Annotated in this window: 27 protein-coding genes; 11 read left to right on the top strand and 16 right to left on the bottom strand. The window is 64.9% G+C overall.

Features of this window, described 5'->3' with window-relative positions; translation table 11 throughout:
- Together E4S58_RS11825 and E4S58_RS11820 are read left to right on the top strand one after the other, a co-directional pair.
- Positions 1 to 135 carry an aa3-type cytochrome c oxidase subunit IV gene (locus E4S58_RS11825; protein WP_136636595.1) on the top strand — a complete coding sequence of 45 codons (135 nt, stop codon included), beginning with the start codon at positions 1 to 3 and terminating at the stop codon, positions 133 to 135.
- A gap of 39 nt (positions 136 to 174) precedes the next feature.
- Entirely contained in the window at positions 175 to 735 is a 561-nt protein-coding gene (locus E4S58_RS11820; RefSeq protein WP_136636594.1) for a hypothetical protein, read from the top strand.
- 5 nt (positions 736 to 740) lie between these two features.
- Here E4S58_RS11820 and E4S58_RS11815 read toward each other — a convergent pair whose 3' ends face one another.
- Together E4S58_RS11815 and E4S58_RS11810 are read right to left on the bottom strand one after the other, a co-directional pair.
- Positions 741 to 1,067: an AzlD domain-containing protein gene (locus tag E4S58_RS11815; RefSeq protein WP_136636593.1), complete on the bottom strand. Its 327-nt coding sequence runs from the start codon at positions 1,065 to 1,067 to the stop codon at positions 741 to 743.
- Positions 1,064 to 1,780, bottom strand: a complete 717-nt coding sequence (locus E4S58_RS11810; RefSeq protein ID WP_136636592.1) for an AzlC family ABC transporter permease — start codon at positions 1,778 to 1,780, stop codon at positions 1,064 to 1,066. Before E4S58_RS11810 ends, E4S58_RS11815 begins: the two co-directional genes overlap by 4 nt.
- A gap of 114 nt (positions 1,781 to 1,894) precedes the next feature.
- On the opposite strand from E4S58_RS11810, the gene mobA reads away from it, so the two are divergent.
- Entirely contained in the window at positions 1,895 to 2,491 is a 597-nt protein-coding gene (gene mobA / locus E4S58_RS11805) for a molybdenum cofactor guanylyltransferase MobA (protein ID WP_136636591.1), read from the top strand.
- Between the two features lie 2 nt (positions 2,492 to 2,493).
- Here the strand turns inward: mobA and E4S58_RS11800 are convergent, their stop codons facing one another.
- From E4S58_RS11800 to E4S58_RS11790, 3 genes are all read right to left on the bottom strand, one after another.
- A complete protein-coding gene (locus E4S58_RS11800) occupies positions 2,494 to 3,510 on the bottom strand; it encodes a hypothetical protein (protein WP_136636590.1) in 1,017 nt (338 codons plus the stop codon).
- 58 nt (positions 3,511 to 3,568) lie between these two features.
- Positions 3,569 to 4,039 (bottom strand): transcription elongation factor GreA, encoded by a 471-nt coding sequence (gene greA / locus E4S58_RS11795; RefSeq protein ID WP_136636589.1) that lies wholly within the window; start codon positions 4,037 to 4,039, stop codon positions 3,569 to 3,571.
- Between the two features lie 107 nt (positions 4,040 to 4,146).
- Positions 4,147 to 4,530, bottom strand: a complete 384-nt coding sequence (locus tag E4S58_RS11790; protein ID WP_136636588.1) for a VOC family protein — start codon at positions 4,528 to 4,530, stop codon at positions 4,147 to 4,149.
- A gap of 72 nt (positions 4,531 to 4,602) precedes the next feature.
- Between E4S58_RS11790 and soxR the strand changes: the two genes are divergently transcribed.
- The 4 genes from soxR (at position 4,603) to E4S58_RS11770 (ending at position 9,507) form a co-directional block, all read left to right on the top strand.
- The gene (soxR, locus tag E4S58_RS11785; protein ID WP_136636587.1) at positions 4,603 to 5,091 is read left to right on the top strand and encodes a redox-sensitive transcriptional activator SoxR; all 489 of its coding nucleotides are present in this window, start codon (positions 4,603 to 4,605) and stop codon (positions 5,089 to 5,091) included.
- A 92-nt stretch (positions 5,092 to 5,183) separates the two neighbouring features.
- Positions 5,184 to 6,833 carry an electron transfer flavoprotein-ubiquinone oxidoreductase gene (locus E4S58_RS11780; RefSeq protein WP_136636586.1) on the top strand — a complete coding sequence of 550 codons (1,650 nt, stop codon included), beginning with the start codon at positions 5,184 to 5,186 and terminating at the stop codon, positions 6,831 to 6,833.
- Positions 6,834 to 6,966: 133 nt separating this feature from the next.
- On the top strand, positions 6,967 to 8,673 hold the full coding sequence (locus E4S58_RS11775) for a tetratricopeptide repeat protein (protein WP_240789536.1): 1,707 nt from the start codon (positions 6,967 to 6,969) through the stop codon (positions 8,671 to 8,673).
- A 3-nt stretch (positions 8,674 to 8,676) separates the two neighbouring features.
- On the top strand, positions 8,677 to 9,507 hold the full coding sequence (locus tag E4S58_RS11770) for a 4-(cytidine 5'-diphospho)-2-C-methyl-D-erythritol kinase (protein ID WP_136636585.1): 831 nt from the start codon (positions 8,677 to 8,679) through the stop codon (positions 9,505 to 9,507).
- Here E4S58_RS11770 and E4S58_RS11765 read toward each other — a convergent pair.
- The 4 genes from E4S58_RS11765 to E4S58_RS11750 form a co-directional block, all read right to left on the bottom strand.
- Positions 9,486 to 10,139 (bottom strand): phosphoribosylanthranilate isomerase, encoded by a 654-nt coding sequence (locus E4S58_RS11765; RefSeq protein ID WP_136636584.1) that lies wholly within the window; start codon positions 10,137 to 10,139, stop codon positions 9,486 to 9,488. The genes E4S58_RS11770 and E4S58_RS11765 overlap by 22 nt on opposite strands.
- A 27-nt stretch (positions 10,140 to 10,166) precedes the next feature.
- Complete coding sequence (locus tag E4S58_RS11760) at positions 10,167 to 10,508, bottom strand: lipopolysaccharide assembly protein LapA domain-containing protein (RefSeq protein WP_136636583.1); 342 nt, start codon at positions 10,506 to 10,508, stop codon at positions 10,167 to 10,169.
- A 1-nt stretch (position 10,509) separates the two neighbouring features.
- Positions 10,510 to 10,794 carry an integration host factor subunit beta gene (gene ihfB, locus E4S58_RS11755; RefSeq protein ID WP_136636840.1) on the bottom strand — a complete coding sequence of 95 codons (285 nt, stop codon included), beginning with the start codon at positions 10,792 to 10,794 and terminating at the stop codon, positions 10,510 to 10,512.
- A gap of 234 nt (positions 10,795 to 11,028) precedes the next feature.
- Positions 11,029 to 11,799: a transglutaminase-like domain-containing protein gene (locus tag E4S58_RS11750; RefSeq protein WP_136636582.1), complete on the bottom strand. Its 771-nt coding sequence runs from the start codon at positions 11,797 to 11,799 to the stop codon at positions 11,029 to 11,031.
- Between the two features lie 69 nt (positions 11,800 to 11,868).
- Between E4S58_RS11750 and E4S58_RS11745 the strand changes: the two genes are divergently transcribed.
- The 3 genes from E4S58_RS11745 to E4S58_RS11735 all read left to right on the top strand — a co-directional run bounded on the left by E4S58_RS11745 (position 11,869) and on the right by E4S58_RS11735 (position 14,079).
- Positions 11,869 to 12,285 (top strand): MerR family transcriptional regulator, encoded by a 417-nt coding sequence (locus tag E4S58_RS11745; RefSeq protein WP_136636581.1) that lies wholly within the window; start codon positions 11,869 to 11,871, stop codon positions 12,283 to 12,285.
- A 172-nt stretch (positions 12,286 to 12,457) separates the two neighbouring features.
- Positions 12,458 to 13,483 (top strand): IS1595 family transposase, encoded by a 1,026-nt coding sequence (locus E4S58_RS11740; protein ID WP_136636580.1) that lies wholly within the window; start codon positions 12,458 to 12,460, stop codon positions 13,481 to 13,483.
- 107 nt (positions 13,484 to 13,590) lie between these two features.
- Complete coding sequence (locus E4S58_RS11735) at positions 13,591 to 14,079, top strand: SMI1/KNR4 family protein (RefSeq protein WP_136636579.1); 489 nt, start codon at positions 13,591 to 13,593, stop codon at positions 14,077 to 14,079.
- Positions 14,080 to 14,228: 149 nt separating this feature from the next.
- Here the strand turns inward: E4S58_RS11735 and rpsA are convergent, their stop codons facing one another.
- Positions 14,229 to 15,911, bottom strand: a complete 1,683-nt coding sequence (rpsA, locus tag E4S58_RS11730) for a 30S ribosomal protein S1 (protein ID WP_136636578.1) — start codon at positions 15,909 to 15,911, stop codon at positions 14,229 to 14,231.
- 325 nt (positions 15,912 to 16,236) lie between these two features.
- Here rpsA and E4S58_RS11725 point away from each other — a divergent pair, with 325 nt between their 5' ends.
- Positions 16,237 to 16,623 (top strand): DoxX family protein, encoded by a 387-nt coding sequence (locus E4S58_RS11725; RefSeq protein ID WP_136636577.1) that lies wholly within the window; start codon positions 16,237 to 16,239, stop codon positions 16,621 to 16,623.
- Between the two features lie 3 nt (positions 16,624 to 16,626).
- Here the strand turns inward: E4S58_RS11725 and E4S58_RS17900 are convergent, their stop codons facing one another.
- From E4S58_RS17900 to E4S58_RS11705, 6 genes are all read right to left on the bottom strand, one after another.
- A complete protein-coding gene (locus E4S58_RS17900; protein ID WP_169052660.1) occupies positions 16,627 to 16,794 on the bottom strand; it encodes a hypothetical protein in 168 nt (55 codons plus the stop codon).
- 197 nt (positions 16,795 to 16,991) lie between these two features.
- Entirely contained in the window at positions 16,992 to 17,147 is a 156-nt protein-coding gene (locus tag E4S58_RS17895) for a hypothetical protein (RefSeq protein ID WP_169052659.1), read from the bottom strand.
- A 93-nt stretch (positions 17,148 to 17,240) separates the two neighbouring features.
- Complete coding sequence (locus E4S58_RS11720) at positions 17,241 to 17,969, bottom strand: SDR family oxidoreductase (protein ID WP_136636576.1); 729 nt, start codon at positions 17,967 to 17,969, stop codon at positions 17,241 to 17,243.
- The gene (locus E4S58_RS11715) at positions 17,966 to 19,282 is read right to left on the bottom strand and encodes an FAD-binding oxidoreductase (RefSeq protein WP_136636575.1); all 1,317 of its coding nucleotides are present in this window, start codon (positions 19,280 to 19,282) and stop codon (positions 17,966 to 17,968) included. Before E4S58_RS11715 ends, E4S58_RS11720 begins: the two co-directional genes overlap by 4 nt.
- Positions 19,279 to 19,683 (bottom strand): GtrA family protein, encoded by a 405-nt coding sequence (locus E4S58_RS11710; protein WP_136636574.1) that lies wholly within the window; start codon positions 19,681 to 19,683, stop codon positions 19,279 to 19,281. Before E4S58_RS11710 ends, E4S58_RS11715 begins: the two co-directional genes overlap by 4 nt.
- The gene (locus E4S58_RS11705; RefSeq protein ID WP_136636573.1) at positions 19,680 to 21,134 is read right to left on the bottom strand and encodes a UbiA family prenyltransferase; all 1,455 of its coding nucleotides are present in this window, start codon (positions 21,132 to 21,134) and stop codon (positions 19,680 to 19,682) included. Before E4S58_RS11705 ends, E4S58_RS11710 begins: the two co-directional genes overlap by 4 nt.
- Positions 21,135 to 21,213: the final 79 nt, after the last annotated feature.

The raw sequence follows: 21,213 nt of genomic DNA, 5'->3' as shown, positions 1-21,213 counted from the left end.
ATGGCCGAACACAAGCACGGCGAAATGGACATCACGGTTCAGAAAAAGACCTACGAAGGCTTCATCAAGGCGACCACCTGGTCCTGCATTGCCATCGTCGGCATCCTGATCTTCATGGCCCTCGTCAACGGCTGACCCGATCCCGGGCGCCTGCCGCCCTGACAGGAGACGACGATGAAACGCGTGTTTCTTGCCTTGGCGGCCGTGGCTGCCCTTGCAGCCTGCGCCCCGCGCAACCCCGCCGTGCTGCCCCCGGCAGAGCTCGCGCAGGTGTCCTACCGCAACACCGGCCCGACCGAACTGACCCTCTATACGGTCATCAACCGCCGCAGCGGCGCGGGCGCGCACACCGCGCTTGAGGTCGCGTCGGACGAGGTGGTGCTGTTCGATCCTGCGGGTAGCTTCAAGGCCCAGGGCGTGCCGCGGTCCGGCGATGTCCTCTATGGCTTCACCCCCGGCGTCGAAAAGTCCTACATGAGCGGCCATGCCCGCAGTGCCTTCCTGGTCCGCAAGGTCACTGTCCCCGTCTCGCCCGAGGTCGCGGCGCTGGCGATGCAGAAGGTCAAGGCGAACGGCCCGGTCGGCGCGGCACTTTGCGCGCAAAGCACCTCGTCGATCCTGCAGACCCTGCCCGGCTTTGGCGGCATCAAGCAGACGTATTATCCCAAGGATCTCGAGGAAAGCTTCATCGCGATCACCGGCGGCCGGACCGAGACGCTGATCGAAGAAGACTGACCGCGTCAGCCCAACAGCCAGAGAAACCCGTAGAGCGCCGCGAAGCCCGCAAGGATCGCGGCGATCACGCGTCCGGTGGTCAGCCCGACCACGAGCGCGACAATCGCCGCCCCCATGCGGGCCGGGTCCGGCTCTCCGCCTGCCGCCTGTGGCCAGACAACCAGTGGCGCAACCAGCGCGGGCAGGACGGCCACGGCGGTGTAACGCAGGTGGCGCAGCACCCATTCGGGCAGCGCCCGGTCACCGATGATCCCGAGAAAGACGAACCGCAGCCCGAAGCTGCCAAGCCCGAGCGCGATGATCGTCAGCCAAAGGTCGACGCGGTCGATCATGCCGTCTCTCCTGTCTTGCGCGACATCCACACCTCGGCCTGCGCCCCGGCGGCCATGCCGATCACCGCAGCCAGCAACAGCCCCATGTTCAGCGGCAGCCCTGCCAGCAGCAGCGATCCCGTAACCGAAGCCCCCGCCGCGATCAGGTGCGGCACCGACCGCAGCATCGGCGCGATCATCGCGATGAAGGTGATGGGCAGCGCGAAATCCAGCGCGAATTCGGGCGGGATCGTGCTGCCGATCAGCGCCCCGACGATGGTCATCAGGTACCACATCGGACAGATCGGGGTTACCGTCCCGAAGAAATAGGCGACCTTCTGGGCCACGCCCCAGTCCTTGCGCTTGTCGAAGGTGACGATCGACAGGGCATAGCTTTGATCGACCGTGAAATAGGCCACCAGGGCCCGCTGCCAGATCGGCGCCGCCCCCAGATGTGGCGTGAGCGAGGCCGAATACATCGCCATCCGCAGATTCACCGCCAGGGCCGACAGGATCACGATCAGCGTCGGCGTGTCATTCTGCAGCAGGTGAAGCGCAGTGAACTGCGCCGCCCCCGCGATCACGACGACCGAAAAGGTCAGCGCCTCGAGCACGTTCAACCCGGCTTCGGTTGCCACGACGCCGAACAGCACGGAGAAGGGCATGATCACCAGCAGGAAGGGCAGCCCATCACGGAACCCTTGCCAATAGGCAGCTTGCGGAGTGGTCGTCATCGGGGAAAGCTCGTAAAAGGACCGGAAGCCACTGCCTAGGACGCCAGCGACCGTGATGCAATCTACCCCGGGGGACAAATCCGCCTTTGCCGCAACCCACTGCGGGGCCCCGGCATGAGACCCCCGCCGGTCATGATCCTGGCGGGCGGGGCGTCGCGGCGGATGGGCGGCGGCGACAAGGGGCTGCGGATGCTGGCGGGTCGCCCGCTTGTGGCGCATGTGATCGACCGGATCGCGCCGCAATGCGATGACCTGGCGATCAACACCAATGGCGCGGCTGCGGACTTCGCGGGTTTCGGCCTTCCGCTTCTGCCCGATGTGATCCCCGACCGGCCCGGACCGCTGGCCGGGGTTCTGACGGCGATGGACTGGGCCTTGCAGGGCGGACACACCCATGTCGCGACCGTGCCCGGCGATACGCCCTTCCTGCCCGGCGACCTGATCCCGCAGCTGATGCTGGCCGCTGAAGCCAGCGCCACTACGCCGGTCTTGGCTCAAAGCGGCGGGCGGGTGCATCCGGTTGCGGGGCTTTGGCCTGTGGCCTTGCGTGACGCGCTGGCGCAGGCGCTTGCGACGGGCACCCGGCGCATGACCGACTGGACCGCGCAGGCGGGGGCCACGGCGGTGCCCTTCCCCGACACCACGCCCGATGCCTTCTTCAACGTGAACACGCCCGAAGACCTGGCCACCGCCGAAGCGGCGATCGGCTGATTTCAGGTAAAGACGCCCGCGACCCGGCCCAGCAGCATGAAGGCCCGCGCGGTCCGGGTTTCGGCCAGGGCCGAGATCTCCTGGTCCGTGGCCGATCCTTCGAACTGTTGCAGCATGGAATCGAACCGCCGCAGGAAATGATGCGCCGCGTCACGGAAGATCGGATCCTGCCGCATCCGCCCCGCCGTCAGCGCCAGCGAGGACCGGTCGCGAATGCCGCCAAGCGCGGCCACCTGCCGCCCCCTCTCGCCCTGGGCGAACCTGCGCCACAGCTCGGGCCGGGCCATGTCGGGGCGCAGGGCGTCCATGTAGATGCCGTCCTGGCTGAGCAGGGTCAGCACATCCTGCGACGCCTGCACGAGGTTCGCCGTCACCCGATCGCGCAGCGCGGTGCGCAGGGCGGCAAAGCCGTCCTCGTCCTCGGCGGTTTCGGGGAAATTCAGCGCCCGGATCAGCGTGCTTTTCGGCAGGGTGACCTCGGCATCGCCGACCACCTCAAGCGGCAGGTCTGCCTGTTCCTCGGCCACCTGGACCTTGGGCGGCGCGGTCGGCTCTTCCTTCTTCGGGGTCTCGGCCTTGCGGGTCGACTGGAAGGTGGCCAGTGCGGTTTCGGTCTTGAGCTGCGCCGCCGCGATTTCATCCAGCTTGCGGGTGATCGTGTCGGCCCCGCCCAGTCCGGCCTCAAGCGCGATACCAGACTGATAGCTTTCGCGGATCGCATCGACCGTCGCCTGCATCCGGCGGCTTTCCTCGCGGATCTGCCGCCCGGTGCGCACGGCCAGGACCGCCACCCAGAACATCGCCAGCGGCAGGACCACCGCCAACAGGACCATGGCCCGGGTCAGCGGATCGATCGGCGCGGCGTCCTCGGACCCGAGGGTCATCCAGAAGATCAGTGATCCCAGAACCCAGATGGCCGACACGGCAAGTGCCACCACCTCGAGAGAGGTCAGCCGACCCGTGGCTGCCCCGCCGTAGACACCAATCGGTGTTGGCCGGGTGTCCGGTTTGTCACTCATCTTCGGTCCTGTCTCAAATGCCTTGCGCCGGGGCCGTCATGTGGCCGGGCGGAATTCCTCAACCATACTCGATCTTGAGGATCTCGTAAGCGCGCTCACCGCCCGGGGTGCGGACTTCGACGGAATCGCCTTCGTCCTTGCCGATCAGCGCCCGCGCAATGGGCGACTTGATGTTCAGAAGACCCTTCTCGATGTTGGCTTCGTATTCGCCAACGATCTGCCAGACCTTTTCCTCGTCCGTGTCTTCGTCGACCACGGTGACCTTCGCACCGAACTTGACGTTGCCGGTCATCTGCGACGGATCGATCACGTCGGCCAGGGACAGCACGCCCTCAAGTTCCTTGATGCGGCCTTCGATGAACGACTGCTTTTCGCGCGCCGAATGATATTCCGCGTTTTCCGACAGATCGCCCAGCTCTCGCGCTTCGGCGATGGCCTGGATGATCGCCGGACGTTCCACCGATTTCAGGTGCTTCAGCTCCTTCTCGAGGGCGCTGAACCCGGTGCGCGTCATTGGAATCTTTTCCATAATCATCTCCACGGCAATGACGAAGGGGCCTTCCAAAAGGCCCCTTCGCGGTCGTTTACGTCCAGCTACAACACCCAATCCGGGCGGCAATTGCAAGCGAAATGGCGTCAGCTTTGATGCGACGCGACCTCCCACTCGATCCCGTCGGCATCGTGGAAATAGAACCGGCGACCGGGGGCATAGGTGCCGTGGTTGACCGGCGCGAACCCGGCCGCCCTGACGCGGCCCTCGACGGCATCGATGTCTTCGTCGGTGAAGACCGCAAGGTGATTCAGCATCCCGGCCGTCCGATAGCTGTCCGCGTCTGATGCCCGCGTTTCGCCTGGGCAAAAGAGCGCGACGTACCCCTCGGGCGTTCCCACGTGGATGGTTCGACCGGTCTGCATCGCAGGTCCGGACCAGCGAACAGCCCAGCCAAATACTTCGCCCAGCCACTGCGCCGTCGCTTCGGGGTCCGATACGGTGACATTGGCATGCTCCAGCTTGATCATGAGGGGTCCTCCTTTGGTTGACGGTCCTTTTGTAATTTCTCAAGTTAACTTGAGATCAAGGGGAATGAGTCGATGAAATCCAGGGGCTTGCCGATCAGCACCCTCGCTGCGCGCACGGGGCTCGCCCCCTCGGCCATCCGCTATTACGAAGATGAAGGGCTGATTGCGCCCGGGCGCGGCCCCGGCGGGCACCGGCAGTTCGAAAAATCCGACATCCGCCGCCTGTCTTTCGTGATGATCGCGCAGCAGCTTGGGTTTTCGATCGCCGAGATCCGGCAACAGCTGGCAACCCTGCCCAAGGGGCGCACCCCGACCGCCGCCGACTGGCGGCACCTGTCGTCCACCTATCGCGCCGACCTGGACCGCCGCATCGCCACGCTGGAAAAACTGCGCGACGATCTGGACGGCTGCATCGGGTGCGGCTGCCTGTCCCTGGATCGCTGCCGCCTTTACAATCCCGACGACCGCGCCGCGCGACATGGGCCGGGACCGCGCTATCTGATGGGGGACAGCCCCGCACAGATGGAAAATCGGGATGCAGAGCGGCAAAATGGGTTTTAACGCGGTGTCGCAATTGACCCGCCGCACCGCCGCACGATAATCACTGCGAAACTTAATTTCGCACACGACCCGCTGAGGGAGAGGAAAGTACAATGACCGAGACGCAGCGCGAGACGATGGAATACGATGTTGTCATCGTGGGTGCAGGCCCGGCCGGCCTGTCCGCCGCGATCCGTCTGAAGCAGCTTGACCCCGACATGGAAGTCGTGGTGCTGGAAAAGGGTTCTGAAGTCGGCGCCCATATCCTGTCGGGCGCGGTTCTTGATCCCTGCGGCCTCGACGCGCTGATCCCCGACTGGAAGGAAAAGGGCGCGCCGCTGAACGTGCCGGTCAAGGAAGACAACTTCTACATGCTGGGCGAAGCGGGCAAGCTGCGCGTGCCGAATTTCCCCATGCCGCCGCTGATGAACAACCACGGCAACTACATCGTCTCCATGGGCAACGTCTGCCGCTGGATGGCCGAACAGGCCGAGGAACTGGGCGTCGAGATCTTCCCGGGCATGGCCTGTTCGGAACTGGTCTATGGCGACAACGGCGACGTGAAGGGCGTGGTCGCGGGCGAGTTTGGCCGCAACCCCGACGGCACCGAAGGCCCGGGCTACGAGCCGGGGATGGAGCTGCATGGCAAATACGTCTTCCTGTCCGAAGGCGTGCGTGGGTCGCTGTCCAAGCAGGTGATCGACAAATACGGCCTGTCCGACGGAAAAGAACCGCAGAAATACGGCCTTGGCATGAAGGAGATCTGGGAGATCGACCCGGCCAAGCACCGCGAAGGCACCGTGACCCACACCATGGGCTGGCCGCTTGGCGGCAATGCCGGGGGCGGGTCGTTCATCTACCACTTCGAGAACAACCAGGTTCTGGTCGGTTTCGTGGTGCACCTGAACTACAAGAACCCGCACCTCTTCCCCTACATGGAATTCCAGCGGTTCAAGCATCACCCGATCGTCGCCGACCTGCTGGAAGGCGGCAAGCGCGTGGCCTATGGCGCGCGGGCGATTTCCGAAGGCGGCTACCAGTCGATGCCGCAGATGGTGGCGCCGGGTGTCGCGCTGCTGGGCTGTTCGGTCGGCATGGTCAACGTGCCGCGCATCAAGGGCAACCACAACGCCATGCTGTCCGGCAAGGCCGCGGCCGAAGCCGCCCATGCCGCGATCAAGGCGGGCCGGTCGGGCGACGAACTGCATGATTACGAGACCGAGGTGCGCAAGGGCGCGATCGGCAAGGACCTCAAGAAGGTACGCAACGTCAAACCGCTGTGGTCCAAGTACGGCCTCACCGCATCGCTGGCGCTTGGCGGCTTCGACATGTGGACCAACACCTTCGGCTTCTCGCTGCTCGGCACGCTCAAGCACGGCAAGACCGACGCCGAGGCGACCGAGATCGCGGCGGTCCACAAGCCGATCGACTACCCCAAGCCCGACGGCAAGCTGTCGTTTGACCGGCTGACCAACGTCAGCTTCTCGATGACCAACCACGAGGAAAGCCAGCCCGCGCACCTGAAACTGAAGGATCCGATGATCCCCGTGCTCGACAACCTGCCGAAATACGCGGGCCCCTCAGCAAGATATTGCCCGGCCGGGGTCTACGAATTCGTGCAGGAAGAGGGCAAGGACACGAAGTTCGTGATCAACTTCCAGAACTGCGTGCACTGCAAGACCTGCGACATCAAGGATCCTGCGCAGAACATCGTCTGGACCACGCCGCAGGGCGGCGACGGGCCGAACTATCCCAATATGTGATCAATCAACCCGCGCATGTGTCATGCGCAGGTCACAATAATTAGAATGCGGGGGATCTGGCGGATTCCCCGCATTGCTTTTCGGGGAATCGATCCCGTAGTCTTGTCCAGACCCGGAACAGGCGAGGGACGACATGTCGAAGACAAGACTATGGCGCGCCGTGACTATGGCGCTGGCACTTACCGCGACGACCACCCCGGTCATGGCAGGAAACTCCGGCGACTACCTGGCGGCCCGACAGGCCCGGTTGTCCAGCGACTTCGATGCCGCCGTCTATTACTACATCCGCGCCCTGGGCGCTGACCCGCGCAACCCGCAGTTGCTTGAAGGCTCGGCCCTGTCGCAGCTGTCGGCCGGCGACCTGCCGCGCGCCGTGGCCGTCTCCGAACGGATGGAGGACGCCGGGATCGAAAGCCAGATCTCCCAGGCGATCCTGGCCGCACATGATTTCACCGAGGGCGACTTCCAGGCCGTGCTTGACCGTGTCGCCGCCGACAAGGGCGTCGGCCCGCTGGTCGACGGCCTGATGGTGGCCTGGGCGCAGCTGGGCGCCGGCGACATGTCCAAGGCGCTGGCCGCCTTCGACGACGTGGCCGAGACCAAGGGCATGCGCGGCTTTGCGCTTTACCACAAGGCGCTGGCGCTTGCGATGGTCGGCGACTTCGAAGGGTCCGAGGCGATCTATTCCGGCGACGACGAACGCGTGCAGATGACCCGCCGCGGCGCCATGGCCCGGATCGAAGTGCTGAGCCAGCTGGATCGCAACGACGACGCGCTGGCCATGCTGGACCGGCTGTTCGGCACCGACCTGGACCCGGGCCTGACGCAGATGCGCGAAGACCTGGGCGCGGGCAAGACCCTGCCCTTCACCCATGTGACCAAGGTCACCGATGGCGTGGCCGAGATCTTCTTTTCCGTCGCCGCCGCCCTGCGTGGCGAGGCGACCGACGACTATACGCTGATCTATTCCCGCGTGGCCGAGGCCCTGCGCAACGATCACGTCGACGCCATCCTGCTGTCGGCCGAACTTCTGGAAGACATGGGCCAGCCCGACCTCGCCACGCGCGCCTATCGCCGCGTGCCGCAGTCCAGCCCGGCCTTCCACGTCGCCGAACTGGGTCGCGCCGATGCCCTGCGCAAGGCGGGCCGTGACGACGCCGCTCTCGAGGTGCTGGACAACCTGGCCGTCACCTACAGCGACCTGCCGATCGTGCACACCACGCGCGGCGACGTGCTGCGCGGGATGGACCGTTATGTCGAGGCGATCCAGGCCTACGACCGGTCCCTGTCGCTGTATGCCTCGGACGATCCGGGGCAGTGGTTCGTCCTATATGTGCGCGGTATCAGCCATGAACGCCTGAACCACTGGCCCGAGGCCGAGACGGATTTCCGCGACGCGCTGGCCCTGAACCCGGGCCACCCGCGCGTGCTGAACTACCTTGGCTATTCGCTGGTCGAAAAACAGCAGAACCTCGACGAGGCGCTCGACATGATCGAACGCGCCGCCGCGGCCCGCCCCGACAGCGGCTATATCCTCGACAGCCTGGGTTGGGCGCTCTATCGCCTTGGCCGCTATGACGAATCCGTTGGCCACATGGAACGCGCGGCGGAACTGATGCCGGTCGATCCGGTCGTCACCGACCACCTGGGCGACGTCTACTGGGCCGTGGGTCGCCTGCGTGAAGCGCAGTTCCAGTGGAACCGCGCCCTGTCGTTCGACCCCGAAGACAAGGACGCCACCCGCATCCGCCGCAAGCTGAAGGTGGGCCTCGACGCCGTGCTGGCCGAGGAAGGCTCCGAGCCGCTGAAGGTCGCGCAGGACGGCACGAACGGCGGCTGATCCATGACCAAGGCGGCGCCGGTGCAGGTCTTTGCACCGGCCAAGATCAACCTTACCCTGCATGTCACGGGGCAACGGGCGGATGGCTATCATCTGCTCGACAGCCTCGTGGTCTTTGCGGATGTCGGCGACCGGCTGACGCTCGCCCCGGCCGATGAAACCACGCTGACCGTCACCGGCCCCCGCGCGGCGGGTGTGCCGACCGACGGATCGAACCTGGTGCTGAAGGCCGCGACCCTGGCCGGGCATTTCGCCACGATCACGCTCGACAAGCACCTGCCCGCCATGGCCGGAATTGGCGGCGGATCATCGGACGCGGCGGCGGCCCTGCGCGGGCTGTCGGTGCTGCATGGCACGCCCCTCCCCGCTCAGACCGAACGGCTGGGGGCCGATGTGCCCGTCTGCATGCTGGCCCGCGCCGCCCGGATGCGCGGCGTCGGCGAAGACGTGACACCGCTGCCTCCCCTGCCCGATCTGCACGGCGTTCTGGTCAACCCCGGTGTCGACGTACCGACGCCAAGGGTCTTTGCCCGCCTCGCCCGCCGCGACAATGCCCCGATGCCCGACACCTTGCCGACCTGGCCCGACGCCGCCGCGCTGGCCGGATGGATGGGCACGATGCGCAATGATCTGGAACCCCCGGCCCGCCAGATCGCGCCCGAGATCGACCATGTCCTGTCCGAGATGTCTGCGCAGCCCGCCTGCCTGATCGCCCGCATGTCCGGGTCAGGCGCCACCTGTTTCGCGCTGACGGCCACCCGCGCGCAGGCCGAGGCCATGGCCCGCGCCCTCACCCGACCCGGCTGGTGGGTTCAGCCCGTGACCTTCGCCTGAGCCGCCGCCACGAAGCTGTCGATCAGGCCCACGTCCTTCACGCCCGGCGCGCTTTCCACGCCGGACGACACATCGACCTGCCGCGCCCCGGTCAGGCGCACGGCCTCGGCCACGTTGTCCGGGGTCAGACCACCGGCCAGCATCCAGGGCCGCGTCCAGTACTTGCGTCCGGCCAGCAGCCGCCAGTCAAACGACAACCCGTTGCCGCCCGGCAGATCGGCCCCCTTGGGCGCCTTGGCGTCGATCAGGAGCTGATCGGCCACCTGCGAATAGACATCGATCGCGGCCAAGTCCTCGGGCCCCGCCACACCGATCGCCTTCATCACCGGCAGACCGGTCCGCGCGCGCAGTTCGGCCACGCGGTCGGGGCTTTCCTTGCCGTGCAACTGCAACATGTCGAGAGGCACCGCCGCAGTGATCGCATCGATCAGCGCATCGTCCGGATCGACCACCAGCGCGACCTTTGCCAGCCCGACGGGGGCATCCACTGCCAGCGCCCGTGCCGTATCGACCGTCACGTTGCGCGGGGATTTCGGGAAGAAGACAAAGCCGCCATACACCGCCCCCGCCTGCGCGGCGGCGGCAACGTCCTCGGGGCGGCTCAGGCCGCAGATCTTGACACGGATATCCATGGGGCGGTGTTACGCGCGCCGGGGCCGTCAGTCCAGCAGCGCGAGGACCTCGTCCTTGCCCTGGTGCTTTTCGCCCTTGAGCTTCTTCACTTCACGCTCGAGCTTGCCGACTTCCTTGGATTTCCGGCTGACCTCGGCGCGGTGCTTGTGTTCGCGCAGCCATTCCCAGATGAACCCGATCAGCACGCCGGCCACGACGCCGCCAAAGATCACGACGAACAGCGGAAGCTGGATCGACTGGTTCATGCCGACGACGCGGGCCAGCCCTTCGGGCAGAAGCGTCAGGGTCACCAGATCACGATTGGCCAGCGCCACGGCGATCAAGGCCACGCCGATCACGGCGAGGATCAAGTAGCGAATGTATCTCATTTCAAGCCTGTCCGTTCAGCCTGTCGCGCAGAAGCTTGCCGGTCTTGAAGAAAGGCACGTGCTTCTCTTCGACATCAACCGCCTCGCCGGTGCGCGGGTTCCGTCCGGTTCTCGCATCCCGCTTCTTCACGGAAAAGGCCCCAAATCCGCGCAGCTCGACACGGTCGCCCCGGGCCATGGCTTCGATGATCTCTTCGAAGATCACATTGACGATCTTTTCGACATCCCGCTGATAAAGATGCGGATTTTCATCAGCGATTTTCTGGATGAGTTCGGAACGGATCATCGACAGTACTCCCCAAGGTCCCACGGCAGGCTTTGACACTTCACGACTATAGGAGGTTTCGAGAGGTGCCGAAACAGACTCGAAAGCGGGATCGGCGGAAATTTTCATGAGAAAACGGGGTTTTGCGCGGATATTTTGAGCGATTAACCCTTGCCCCGTATTCACGCGGTCGGAATCACGGAACGCCGCACTGCGGCATCAGACGCTGATTCGCAACGCTTTTGCCGGGAATGTTCAAGCCTCGGTGTCCAGCGTCACCGGGGCATGGCCTGGCTCAAGACGTGTGCTGCCTCCGGGAATGACAGGCACCTCGCCCGCGCGGATCCGGGCGACGCGACGGTTCATCCAATGGCGGACAAACCCGCGATACAGAAGCCCGCGAAGTCCGGACAATTGGCGATGGCGCGCGTAGAATTCGTCCGGCGCATCGAAGACACCGAGGTCGCGGTTGATGCCGGTTCTCTGGATATAGGTGCTTTGCCCGGTCCAGCCGACCTGTGGCGCCTGCAGGCAGTCTGTCCCGGCCCCGTAGGCGCAAAGCGTCTGCCGCCCCGGAAACCGCGCCTGCAGGGCCGCCAGCACTGGCGCATCAAGAATGAAGCCCTCGAGGTCCAGCCAACCTCCATCGTGCCAGACTTCGACCCAGCTGTGCAGGATGTCACGGGGCACCAGCGGATAGATCAGTTCCGGCACGACGCCGCGTTGCAGGCCTTTGTCGATCGTGAAACCGTGGAACCGGCACCGGATGCCAAGGCCCCGCAACAGGGCCATCAGCAGGATCGCCTTGGTGTTGCACTGCCCATAGCCGTCGGCAAGCACGCGAGAGGCCGGCAGCGCATCCTCGGCATTGTAGCCGAAGCGGATCTCGTTCCGGACGAAATCATAGGCCGCGCCGATCCGCGCGGCCGGGGGCAGGTCGGCCCAGCCACGGTCGGCGATCAGCCCGCGCAGCGGGGCGCTGTTGAAATCAAGAAGCGGGGTGGCGGTCAGGTGAATGTCGGTCATGGAACCCTCTGGAATCAGTCACCCTCCCCTTGTAAAACCTCTAGCAACTAGAGCTTCAAGGGCAAAATCATGTACTCCATCGGTCAGCTGTCCCGCCGCACGGGCGTCAAGGTTCCCACCATCCGCTATTACGAACAGACTGGTCTGATGCCCCCGGCAGATCGGACCTCCGGCAACCAGCGCCGCTATGACACCGACGGTCTGGAACGGCTCAGCTTCATCCGTCATGCGCGGGGGCTTGGTTTCCCGATCGATGCGATCTCGGCCCTGATCGAATTGCAGACCCACCCGGACCGGTCCTGTCAGGCGGCAGGGGACCTTGCACAGGCCCAGCTGGACGACGTCCGCAACCGCATCGCCCGCCTGCAGGCCCTGGAGTCAGAGCTGGACCGGATCGTCGCGGGGTGTGACGGAAAGGGCGCGGCCGGGGACTGCCATGTCATGACCGCGCTGGCCGATCACGACCTTTGCGCACAGGATCACTGACGGCCAAAGCATCAGGCGCAAAAGAAAAAGCCATTATCCACGAAACAAAGCATCATCTGCTACGGGTCCAATGTAGGTTGCCACATCGGCGCCTAACGACGGCCATCACGTAGTCGCTTCGCCTTTTCAGGAAAGAGCCAATCTATTGGGTCCCCCAAAGCGAGGCTCGATCATGATCACCGAACTCAAGTCCGTGCGTGATGTCTGGAAGAAGATGCCGACCGAACGCCATGCCAGGATCTTCCTCGAGCAGGCGATCTGGGCCGGGGATCGCTTCTGCCCGCATTGCGGCAGCTTGCGCTCGACACGGCTTCAGGGCGACACCCCGCGCGCCGGTCTCTACCAGTGCGCCGAGAAGGAGTGTCGGCGGCAGTTCACCGTCACCACGAAGACGCCGCTCCACGCGACGAAGCTCGACCTGCGCATCTGGATCGCCGCCATGTTCCTCGTGCTGACTTCGTCCAAGGGGATTTCATCCGTCGTCATGGCGCGCATCCTTGGGGTGAACCAGAAAACGGCGTGGAAGCTCGGCCACGCGATCCGGGAACTGATGGACGACCGTGAGGGGATCGCCGGCCAGTTGTCCGGCGTCGTCGAGGTCGATGAGGCCTTTGTCGGTGGGAAGCCGAAGTTCAAGCACGGGGTAAAGAACAAGAGGGGGCGCGGGACCGGAAAGCCGATCGTCCTTGTGGCTGCCGCTCGAAATGGCCAGGCGCGCGCCGTTCTCGTTCCGAATGCCCAGGGGCGGACAATGGGGCCGGTCATCAAAGATTGGATCGACCTGGGCTCGGTCATGATCACCGACAAGAACTCGACCTACAAGAAAATCGGCACCGCCTTTGCGGGGCACATGACGGTGCAGCACAACAAGCACGAATATGCCGACCGCCGAACCGGAGCGCATATCAACACCGTGGAGGCCGTGAACGCTGTAGTGCAGCGCGCGTTGATCGGGGTCTACCATCGGCTGGGGAGACAGCACCTTCAGCGGTATCTCGATGAGATCCTGTGGCGTTGGAACCACCGTGTGCCGACGACGAAGGTCCGGACCCGAAAATCGCCTTCGGGGCATGCTACTGCCGAAGCTACCATTGTCTGGAAGCCAATCCCGGTCGTCGACCAGATGCGCGGGCTGCTCCGTTGCGCCGTTGGCCGCCAGATGAGACGGACACCGGCGTGGGGGCTTCGCTGGCCGTAAGCCGCTGTGAGGGAATTGCGCAACGTTCCGATTGCGGGCGTTGACATCTTTCCCCCGGGGAGTCTGATGCTCGTCTATTGGTTCGCAAGTGTGGGTGGTGACCGGACATGAATACGCTAAACGACTTTACGCGGAAATGGTGCCATCCGGACTACCCGCCAACTACAGTCAATGCTGACGATTTACTCGCCGCAGAGCACAAGCTTGGTGTGGTGTTTCCTGAAGATTACAGGTCTTCGGTGTTGGCCGTCGGATTGCCTTCTCCCACCTTGGCCCTGCTCAGCGCCATCGTTGACAAGGAACTGGACTTGCGTGATCTGGCTGACCTTCTCTCGCCCGAAGAGGTCGTGGATGAGACACTTGGCTGGCGTGAAATCGGGATGCCGGGCAATCTGATCGCCATCGGCAATGACGCCGGTGGAAGCAAGTTCTGCGTCGATGAAAATGACCTTAAAGGTCAATCGGTCGCATCGGCACCGATCTACTTCTGGGATCACGACTTCGACGAGACTGAGCGCGTCTCGGACTCATTTTCTGCATGGATGGGTAGCTATCTTGGCGATTGGAGCCGTGGTCGGAACTTCAAGGACTTCTAAGCCCAACTCCTATCATCGTTTGCTTCCGATATTTCCTGCGCTGGAGGAGCGAGCCGTGGTGGCTGCGGGCCTGACTTCGTTTGGTGGATAATAGGGAAAGAAAAAGCCCCGGCGCGAACCGGGGCTTTCTGATCTTTCAGGCGGTGCGATTACTCGTCGCCGGACTTCAGGGCTGCGCCCAGAATGTCGCCAAGCGATGCGCCCGAGTCGGAGGAACCGTACTGTTCCACGGCTTCCTTCTCTTCTGCGATCTCGCGTGCCTTGATCGACAGGCCAAGACGACGGGTCTTGCTGTCGACGTTGGTGACGCGGACGTCGACGTGGTCACCGACCGAGAAACGCTCGGGGCGCTGTTCGGAACGGTCGCGCGACAGGTCGGAGCGGCGGATGAAGGACTTCATGCCTTCGTATTCCACTTCGATGCCGCCGTCTTCGATCGCCGTCACGTTGACGGTGATGATCGAACCGCGCTTCACGCCACCAACGGCTTCGGCGAACTTGTCGCCGCCGACGTTCTTGATGGACAGCGAAATGCGTTCCTTGTCGATGTCGACTTCGGACACCACGGCCTGAACCATGTCGCCCTTGCGGTAGTTCTGGATGGCGTCTTCGCCACGCTCGTCCCACGACAGGTCCGACAGGTGAACCATGCCGTCGATGTCGCCGTCGAGGCCGACGAACAGACCGAATTCGGTGATGTTCTTGACTTCGCCTTCGACAACGGTGCCCTCGGGGTGCTTTTCAGCGAACACTTCCCACGGGTTGCGCATGGTCTGCTTGAGGCCAAGGGACACGCGGCGCTTGGCACCGTCGATTTCCAGAACCATGACGTCGACTTCCTGCGAGGTCGACACGATCTTGCCGGGGTGCACGTTCTTCTTGGTCCAGGACATCTCGGAGACGTGGACCAGACCTTCGACACCGGGCTCCAGCTCGACGAACGCGCCGTAGTCGGTGATGTTGGTCACGCGGCCCTGGTGGACCGAAGACAGCGGGTACTTGGCGGCAACCAGATCCCACGGATCTTCCTGCAGCTGCTTCATGCCGAGGGAGATACGGTGCGTGTCCTTGTTGATCTTGATGACCTGGACCTTCACGGTCTCGCCGATCGACAGGATCTCGGACGGGTGGTTGACGCGGCGCCATGCCATGTCGGTGACGTGCAGCAGGCCGTCAACGCCGCCGAGGTCGACGAATGCGCCGTACTCGGTGATGTTCTTGACCACGCCGTCGACCGTCTGACCTTCTTCAAGGTTCGAGATGACTTCGGCACGCTGTTCGGCACGGCTCTCTTCGAGGATCGCGCGGCGGGACACGACGATGTTGCCACGACGACGGTCCATCTTGAGGATCTGGAACGGCTGCTTGAGACCCATGAGCGGGCCTGCGTCGCGCACGGGGCGGACGTCAACCTGCGAACCGGGCAGGAAGGCCACGGCGCCGCCGAGGTCGACGGTGAAGCCACCCTTGACGCGGCCGAAGATCGCGCCTTCGACACGGGCGTCGTCGGCGTAGGCTTTTTCCAGGCGGTCCCAGGCTTCTTCGCGGCGGGCCATCTCGCGCGAGATGACGGCTTCGCCACGGGCGTTTTCGGCGGCGCGCAGGTAGACTTCGACCTCGTCACCGACAGAGATCTCGGGCGCTTCACCGGGGTTCGCGAATTCTTTCAGATCAACGCGGCCTTCCATCTTGTAGCCGACGTCGATGATGGCCTGGCCCGCTTCAACTGCGATGACCTTGCCTTTGACAACAGACCCTTCTTCGGGCGTGTCCATTTCGAAGCTTTCATTAAGGAGGGCTTCGAATTCCTCCATGGATGCGTTCTGAGCCATGTGGCTTTGATGTCCTTTTCAAGGTTTATGCTGGCCGAGCGGTTGTCTCCGCCGGTCTTGGGGTTGGTCAGTAGAGCCGCCGCAAATGGAAAGAGGGCCGGTGATTCCGACCCTGCTCGCTCTCTTCATCGCGGCTTTGCGCCTTGTCGACCCGCGCCAGATACCCCCGTGATCCGAAGAAATCAACACCTCATCGCCTTTATATGCACGCTTTGGGGATCTCTGGCCCCTGCAAGACGACCGGCAAATGCCGCCCGATTGACAGGGCAAAGACCTTGGGGCACACATGATTAACTATATTGTTAATAAGTGAGAGAGCGCCGCGATGTCGGACAAGATGATGATCCGGGCCGGCTGGGCCCTGTCGATCCTTTACGGCCTGTTCATGCTGGGCGCCTCGGTGATGCCGAAGTTCGTGTCGGACATCGGGTCGCAGACGCTGGCGGACCTTGGCTGGCCGGACAGCCCGATCCTGCTGATCGGAGTGATCGAATTGCTGTGCACGGTGCTGTATCTGGTCCCGCGCACCGGCCTTTTGGGTGCGTGCCTGTCGATGGCGGTGCTGGGTGGGGCCATGGTGACCCAGATCAGGGCCGGCAGTCCGCTGTTCAGCCACACCTTGTTCAGCCTCTACCTCGGCACCGTGATGTGGGCCGGTCTGTGGCTGCGGGATCCGGCGGTGCGGACGGTCTGGCCCGTCCGGCGCCGCTAGGGATCAGTCCCGGTAGTTCTCGTGATTTTTCGGCAGGGCGTAATCTTCTGCCGGGATCAGGCAATCCATCCCGAAGTCAAATTTCCGCCACTCTTTCTCGGGAACGGGGCGGCGCTTGGGGGTGTCGGACGACGGCGGCGTGACGCTCGCCTGGTCAAAGATATAGGACATGAAATTCACTCCTGAAGTGTCAGATTTTCAATAAATCAACGGGTACATGGTACACCGGTTCCGAGAAATCTCTGAGAAGCGAATGCCGGACAGACCGTTTCTGATCGGGAATTAACCGATCGGGCGTCAATGTGGCGGGGTGGCGGGCCGGGCAGCCCGCCCCCTTCGAAAGCCGCGCCTGACAGGCGGCCCGAAGATCAGTCGTTCGACGTGGGCGCGCTGCGCACGATCAGGCAGTCGGCGGCGAAATCAATCTGCCGCCAGTCGATCTGCGCCGCCTGCGGGGCGGACGGCATCGGCTGGGCATTCGGCTGCGGGGCCGACGGGGTCAGGGGGGTGGTCTGGATACTCATGGTTCACCTGTATGTTTGGTCTCTCGCGTCGCTCATTGTTCCTCCCACTCTCAGCCCCTCGGGGGGTGTGCCGGTTGCCCCGGTCTGCCCCGATCAGATGGATAGTTTCTTGAACACGCGCTCCGGAATCGCGCGGATGATTCCCATGATCAGCCGCCAGACGCCGCGCACATAGATCACGTCCTTGCGCCGCTCAACGGCTGTTTTCACGGCTCGGCCAATCTCGGCCGGTTGTGCGGTCAATTTGTCGGGAAGATCGAGGTGTTCGGTCATCTGCGTCGCCACGAACCCGGGCTTGACCGTGACCACGTGCACGCCTGTCTTGGCCAGCCGGTTGCGCAGGCCCGACAGATAGGCGGTGAAGCCCGCCTTGGCGGACCCGTAGATATAATTCGTCGCCCGTCCGCGATCCCCCGCGACCGAGGAAATCCCGACGATCACGCCCGATCCCCGTGCCTCCATCGCATTGGCATAGGCTGCCAGCGCCAGCGCCGGGCCTTCGAAATTCGTTCTGAACACCGCACTTGCCGCCGCCGCGTCCCGTTCGTCTGACGTCTGGTCGCCCAGCAGGCCCACGGCGCAGATCACCACGTCGGGCAGGTCCGCGCCCGCGACGAATTCCGCATGGTCCGGCGCCAGCGCGTCGAACTCGCGCAGCGTGACCGTGCCGCCGTGGCGCAGTTCGATGTCCCTCGCGTCCGCCGTCAGCGTCTCGGCCCGGCGTGCGGCCAGGGTCACCAGGTCGCCGGCCGCCGCGAATTCATGCGCGCAGGCCAGCGCGATATCCGACCGCGCGCCAAGGAGTGTCACCTGTCGGCTCATAGCCCCAGCCTTTCCGATTGGGCGGAGGCAAAGCCCGCCATGTTTTGTGCCACCCGGGCCGCCCGGAAGTCCGGCACGCGGGGGTCGGCCCGATGCAGCGTTTCGGCACTGACCCGCGCGTCCTTGGCCAGGTAGTACCGCCCACCATGATCCAGCGTGATGCGGTCCAGCCGGTCCAGCAATGCCAGCGCCGATGCGCGCGCCGGGAAATCCAGCGCCAGAGTGTAGCCCTCCATCGGGAAGGACAGGCGGCTGTCCTGCGGCCCGAGCCGCTTGAGCACGGCCAGGAAAGACCCCTGCCCCGCCTTGGCAATGGTGTCGAGCAGCGCCGCAAGACCCGCCCGCGCCGAGGCCAGCGGCAGCACCACCTGGTACTGCGCGAACCCCTTGCGGCCATAGATCCGGTTCCAGTCCTGCACCGCGTCCAGCGGATAGAAGTACCGGTCCCAATCCACCAGAGACGCCCCCGCCTTGCGGGCATTGGCGGCATGGTAGACCGCGTTGAAAGCGCGGATCGTGTGGCGGTTGAGCGCGCCCCCCGGCACATCCAGCGGCACCGACTTGCGCCGCCGCAGCGGCACCTCGAACGGCCGGGCCTGACGCGCGGCGGGCAGATCCGCCACCGCCGCATGATCCCCCAGCATCACCAGCGACCGGCCAAGCGAGGCGCCGCGCCCCAGGCAATCGAACCAGGCCACGGCATATTGCGACTGCGCCGCCTCGAACACCTGCATCGCGGCATCCAGATCCGGGGTCACGTGCATCTCCTGCCGGATCCAGCCGGTCGTGACGGGCATCAGCCGCACCGCGCAGCGCAGGATCACCCCGGTCAGCCCCATGCCGCCGACGGTCATGGCGAAAAGCTCATCCCCCGGCGCCGCGCGCGTGACAGTGCCGTCCGGGCCCATCACGTCGACCCACGCAAGGTGCCGACCAAAGGACCCGTCGCGCCGATGGTTCTTGCCATGCACATCCGCCGCGATCATCCCGCCAAGGGTCACGAACTTGGTCCCCGGCGTCACCGGCGGAAACCATCCGCGCGGCAGGAAGGCGGCGATGACGTCGCCCAGGATCACCCCGGCCTCGGCGGTCAGCACGCCGGTTGTGGCGTCGAACTCCAGCATCCGGGCGAAACCGCGCATGTCCACGGTGCCCTTGGGCTGCGCCGCGCTGTCGCCATAGCTGCGGCCATTGCCGCGCGCGATCACGGGGCCGCGCCCCAGCAGATCACGCAGGCTCGCCTCGTCGCGGGGCCGCGCGACCTCGGCCTCGATCCGTGGGAACCGGCCCCAGCCCGAGACATCGCGCCTCATGCCGCCAGCCCCCCGCCAAAGACGAACCGCCGGTCGAGCCGGTATTTCACCACATAACCGACCGCCAGCCCGACAACCGCCCCGACCTCGCGCGCCATGTCGGTCTGCCAGATCGCCCAGGCGGCAGCCTCGGTCCCCCAGAAGATCGCCGTCGTGGCAACGCCCATCAGCGTATAGAGCGTGAACTTCCGCCCCTCCGCCGCGACACCGGCCGTGCGGTCGCCAAAGATCCAGACCTTGTCGAGCACATACTTCACCACCAGCCCCGCTGCCGTGCCGGCCACCAGCGCCGCCAGCAGACCCAAGCCCACGGCCAGCACGCCGCGCTGCACGGCCAGATTGACCAGCACCGCCAGCACGGCAAAGGCGCCGTAGCGCAAAATCAGGCCAGGCAGGCTCATATCTGCGCCCCAAGCGCCACGATCGCGCAGACCAGTGCAAAGGCGCCAAGGCTGACCTTGTCACGGGCGGCAAAGACCACCGGATCGTCGTGCATCTCGCCCCGGTGCGCCAACATCACCACGCGGCTGATCCAGAACAGCAGCACGACGCAGATGCCGAACAGCACCTCGGGCGTCGAATAAAGCGCCGTGACGGCCGGGGAATTCACGTAAAGCGCCATGACAAGGACCGAGACATAGCCCGCCCCGACCGCCATCATGGCGACCAGCGGCAGATCCTCGGCCCGGTAGCCGCGCCGGGTGTTGAGCGCGCGCCTGGACTTGACCGCATCCACCAGTTCCGCCTGCCGTTTCACCGCCGCAAGCGAGAAGAAAAAGAAGATCGCGAAGGCCATCAGCCAGATCGAGATCGGGATCGCCGTCGCCGCCGCCCCCGCCGCGATCCGCAGCGAATAAAGCGCCGCCAGGGTGCAGATATCGACCACCGGCTGCCGCTTGAGCCAGAGCGAATAGGCCGTCGTCGTGGCATAGTAGACGCCCAGCACCGCCAGGAACCGCCAGCCCAGCAGCGCGCCAAAGACGACGCCCGCGCCAAACAGCCCCGGCGCAAGCCACAGCCCGTGGCGCAGCGCCAGATGTCCCGAAGCGAAGGGCCGGTTGCGTTTGCGCGGATGGGCCCGGTCCGACGGCAGATCCAGCAGGTCGTTCAGCACATAGACGGACGAGGCCACCAGCCCGAAGGTGATGAAGGCCAGCACCGCCTGCGCCAGCGACACGGCATCCAGCTGGTGCGCGGCCAGAAGCGGCAGGAAGATCAGCAGGTTCTTCAGCCACTGATGCGGCCGCATGGCGCGCATCAGGGCACGGGGGAAATTCGTCGGCTCGCGGTCCAGGTGGGCGACCTTGCCAAGCGCGGTGACCTTGGCCCGCGCCGCATCGGTCAGCCCGATGGTCGTCGCCATCGTGGCCGTGGCCCAGACCGGGCGGTCCGTCGCCACGCCGCCGATGTAGTTGTAGCCGCCTTCGCCGAAGCGATCGACAAGGAAGGCCGCCTTGGTCGCCGCCCGCAGGTTGCGGCGGCCGTTCGATCCATGCACCTCGTCAAAGACCTGCAGGTGATCGGCGATCCCTTCGGCCACGGCCTGATCGGCAGAGGTGACCAGCGCCGTCCGCCCGCCTGCCGCACGCCACGCGGTCAGGCGCGCCACGATCTCGGGCCGATAGGGCAAGTGCTCGGGGTCGACCGGCCCGCGATCGGCCAGCACCTGCTTGAGCGCCGCGCGCCCCCGCATCAGCGCCCGAATCGCGACCAGAGGGGCGGTCCAGCCTGCCGCCACCGACGCCCAGAAGGTTTCATCCAGCATTTCAGTCCGGATCAGCACCCCGTCGAGGTCGCAGACCAGCACCGGGCGCGCATCGCCCAAGGGTTCGATGTATTCTGCCTGTGTCATGGCTGACGCCTTGTCCTGCCCGCGCAAATGCCCGGCTCTGACGGCCAGTGTCACATGCAACCGTGGCAGGATAATGGAC

Origin of the sequence: Pseudooceanicola onchidii, from assembly GCF_004959925.1 — a bacterium.
Taxonomy (GTDB): Bacteria; Pseudomonadota; Alphaproteobacteria; order Rhodobacterales; family Rhodobacteraceae; genus Pseudooceanicola; species Pseudooceanicola onchidii.
The sequence above is the reverse complement of the archived record's forward strand: the minus strand, read 5'-3'. Positions and strand labels throughout refer to the sequence as shown.

Excerpts from the sequence above, each read along its gene's own strand:
- E4S58_RS11815 (WP_136636593.1), bottom strand. The coding sequence starts at position 1,067 with ATGATCGACCGCGTCGACCTTTGGCTGACGATCATCGCGCTCGGGCTT.
- E4S58_RS11810 (WP_136636592.1), bottom strand. The coding sequence starts at position 1,780 with ATGACGACCACTCCGCAAGCTGCCTATTGGCAAGGGTTCCGTGATGGG.
- E4S58_RS11740 (WP_136636580.1), top strand. The coding sequence starts at position 12,458 with ATGATCACCGAACTCAAGTCCGTGCGTGATGTCTGGAAGAAGATGCCG.
- E4S58_RS11800 (WP_136636590.1), bottom strand. The coding sequence starts at position 3,510 with ATGAGTGACAAACCGGACACCCGGCCAACACCGATTGGTGTCTACGGC.
- E4S58_RS11710 (WP_136636574.1), bottom strand. The coding sequence starts at position 19,683 with ATGAGCCTGCCTGGCCTGATTTTGCGCTACGGCGCCTTTGCCGTGCTG.
- rpsA (WP_136636578.1), bottom strand. The coding sequence starts at position 15,911 with ATGGCTCAGAACGCATCCATGGAGGAATTCGAAGCCCTCCTTAATGAA.
- mobA (WP_136636591.1), top strand. The coding sequence starts at position 1,895 with ATGAGACCCCCGCCGGTCATGATCCTGGCGGGCGGGGCGTCGCGGCGG.
- E4S58_RS11775 (WP_240789536.1), top strand. The coding sequence starts at position 6,967 with ATGTCGAAGACAAGACTATGGCGCGCCGTGACTATGGCGCTGGCACTT.
- E4S58_RS11760 (WP_136636583.1), bottom strand. The coding sequence starts at position 10,508 with ATGAGATACATTCGCTACTTGATCCTCGCCGTGATCGGCGTGGCCTTG.
- E4S58_RS11750 (WP_136636582.1), bottom strand. The coding sequence starts at position 11,799 with ATGACCGACATTCACCTGACCGCCACCCCGCTTCTTGATTTCAACAGC.
- E4S58_RS11705 (WP_136636573.1), bottom strand. The coding sequence starts at position 21,134 with ATGACACAGGCAGAATACATCGAACCCTTGGGCGATGCGCGCCCGGTG.
- greA (WP_136636589.1), bottom strand. The coding sequence starts at position 4,039 with ATGGAAAAGATTCCAATGACGCGCACCGGGTTCAGCGCCCTCGAGAAG.
- E4S58_RS11820 (WP_136636594.1), top strand. The coding sequence starts at position 175 with ATGAAACGCGTGTTTCTTGCCTTGGCGGCCGTGGCTGCCCTTGCAGCC.
- E4S58_RS11720 (WP_136636576.1), bottom strand. The coding sequence starts at position 17,969 with ATGAGCCGACAGGTGACACTCCTTGGCGCGCGGTCGGATATCGCGCTG.
- E4S58_RS11725 (WP_136636577.1), top strand. The coding sequence starts at position 16,237 with ATGTCGGACAAGATGATGATCCGGGCCGGCTGGGCCCTGTCGATCCTT.
- E4S58_RS11765 (WP_136636584.1), bottom strand. The coding sequence starts at position 10,139 with ATGGATATCCGTGTCAAGATCTGCGGCCTGAGCCGCCCCGAGGACGTT.
- E4S58_RS11825 (WP_136636595.1), top strand. The coding sequence starts at position 1 with ATGGCCGAACACAAGCACGGCGAAATGGACATCACGGTTCAGAAAAAG.
- E4S58_RS11745 (WP_136636581.1), top strand. The coding sequence starts at position 11,869 with ATGTACTCCATCGGTCAGCTGTCCCGCCGCACGGGCGTCAAGGTTCCC.
- E4S58_RS17895 (WP_169052659.1), bottom strand. The coding sequence starts at position 17,147 with ATGAGTATCCAGACCACCCCCCTGACCCCGTCGGCCCCGCAGCCGAAT.
- E4S58_RS11790 (WP_136636588.1), bottom strand. The coding sequence starts at position 4,530 with ATGATCAAGCTGGAGCATGCCAATGTCACCGTATCGGACCCCGAAGCG.
- E4S58_RS11735 (WP_136636579.1), top strand. The coding sequence starts at position 13,591 with ATGAATACGCTAAACGACTTTACGCGGAAATGGTGCCATCCGGACTAC.
- soxR (WP_136636587.1), top strand. The coding sequence starts at position 4,603 with ATGAAATCCAGGGGCTTGCCGATCAGCACCCTCGCTGCGCGCACGGGG.
- ihfB (WP_136636840.1), bottom strand. The coding sequence starts at position 10,794 with ATGATCCGTTCCGAACTCATCCAGAAAATCGCTGATGAAAATCCGCAT.
- E4S58_RS11770 (WP_136636585.1), top strand. The coding sequence starts at position 8,677 with ATGACCAAGGCGGCGCCGGTGCAGGTCTTTGCACCGGCCAAGATCAAC.
- E4S58_RS11780 (WP_136636586.1), top strand. The coding sequence starts at position 5,184 with ATGACCGAGACGCAGCGCGAGACGATGGAATACGATGTTGTCATCGTG.
- E4S58_RS17900 (WP_169052660.1), bottom strand. The coding sequence starts at position 16,794 with ATGTCCTATATCTTTGACCAGGCGAGCGTCACGCCGCCGTCGTCCGAC.
- E4S58_RS11715 (WP_136636575.1), bottom strand. The coding sequence starts at position 19,282 with ATGAGGCGCGATGTCTCGGGCTGGGGCCGGTTCCCACGGATCGAGGCC.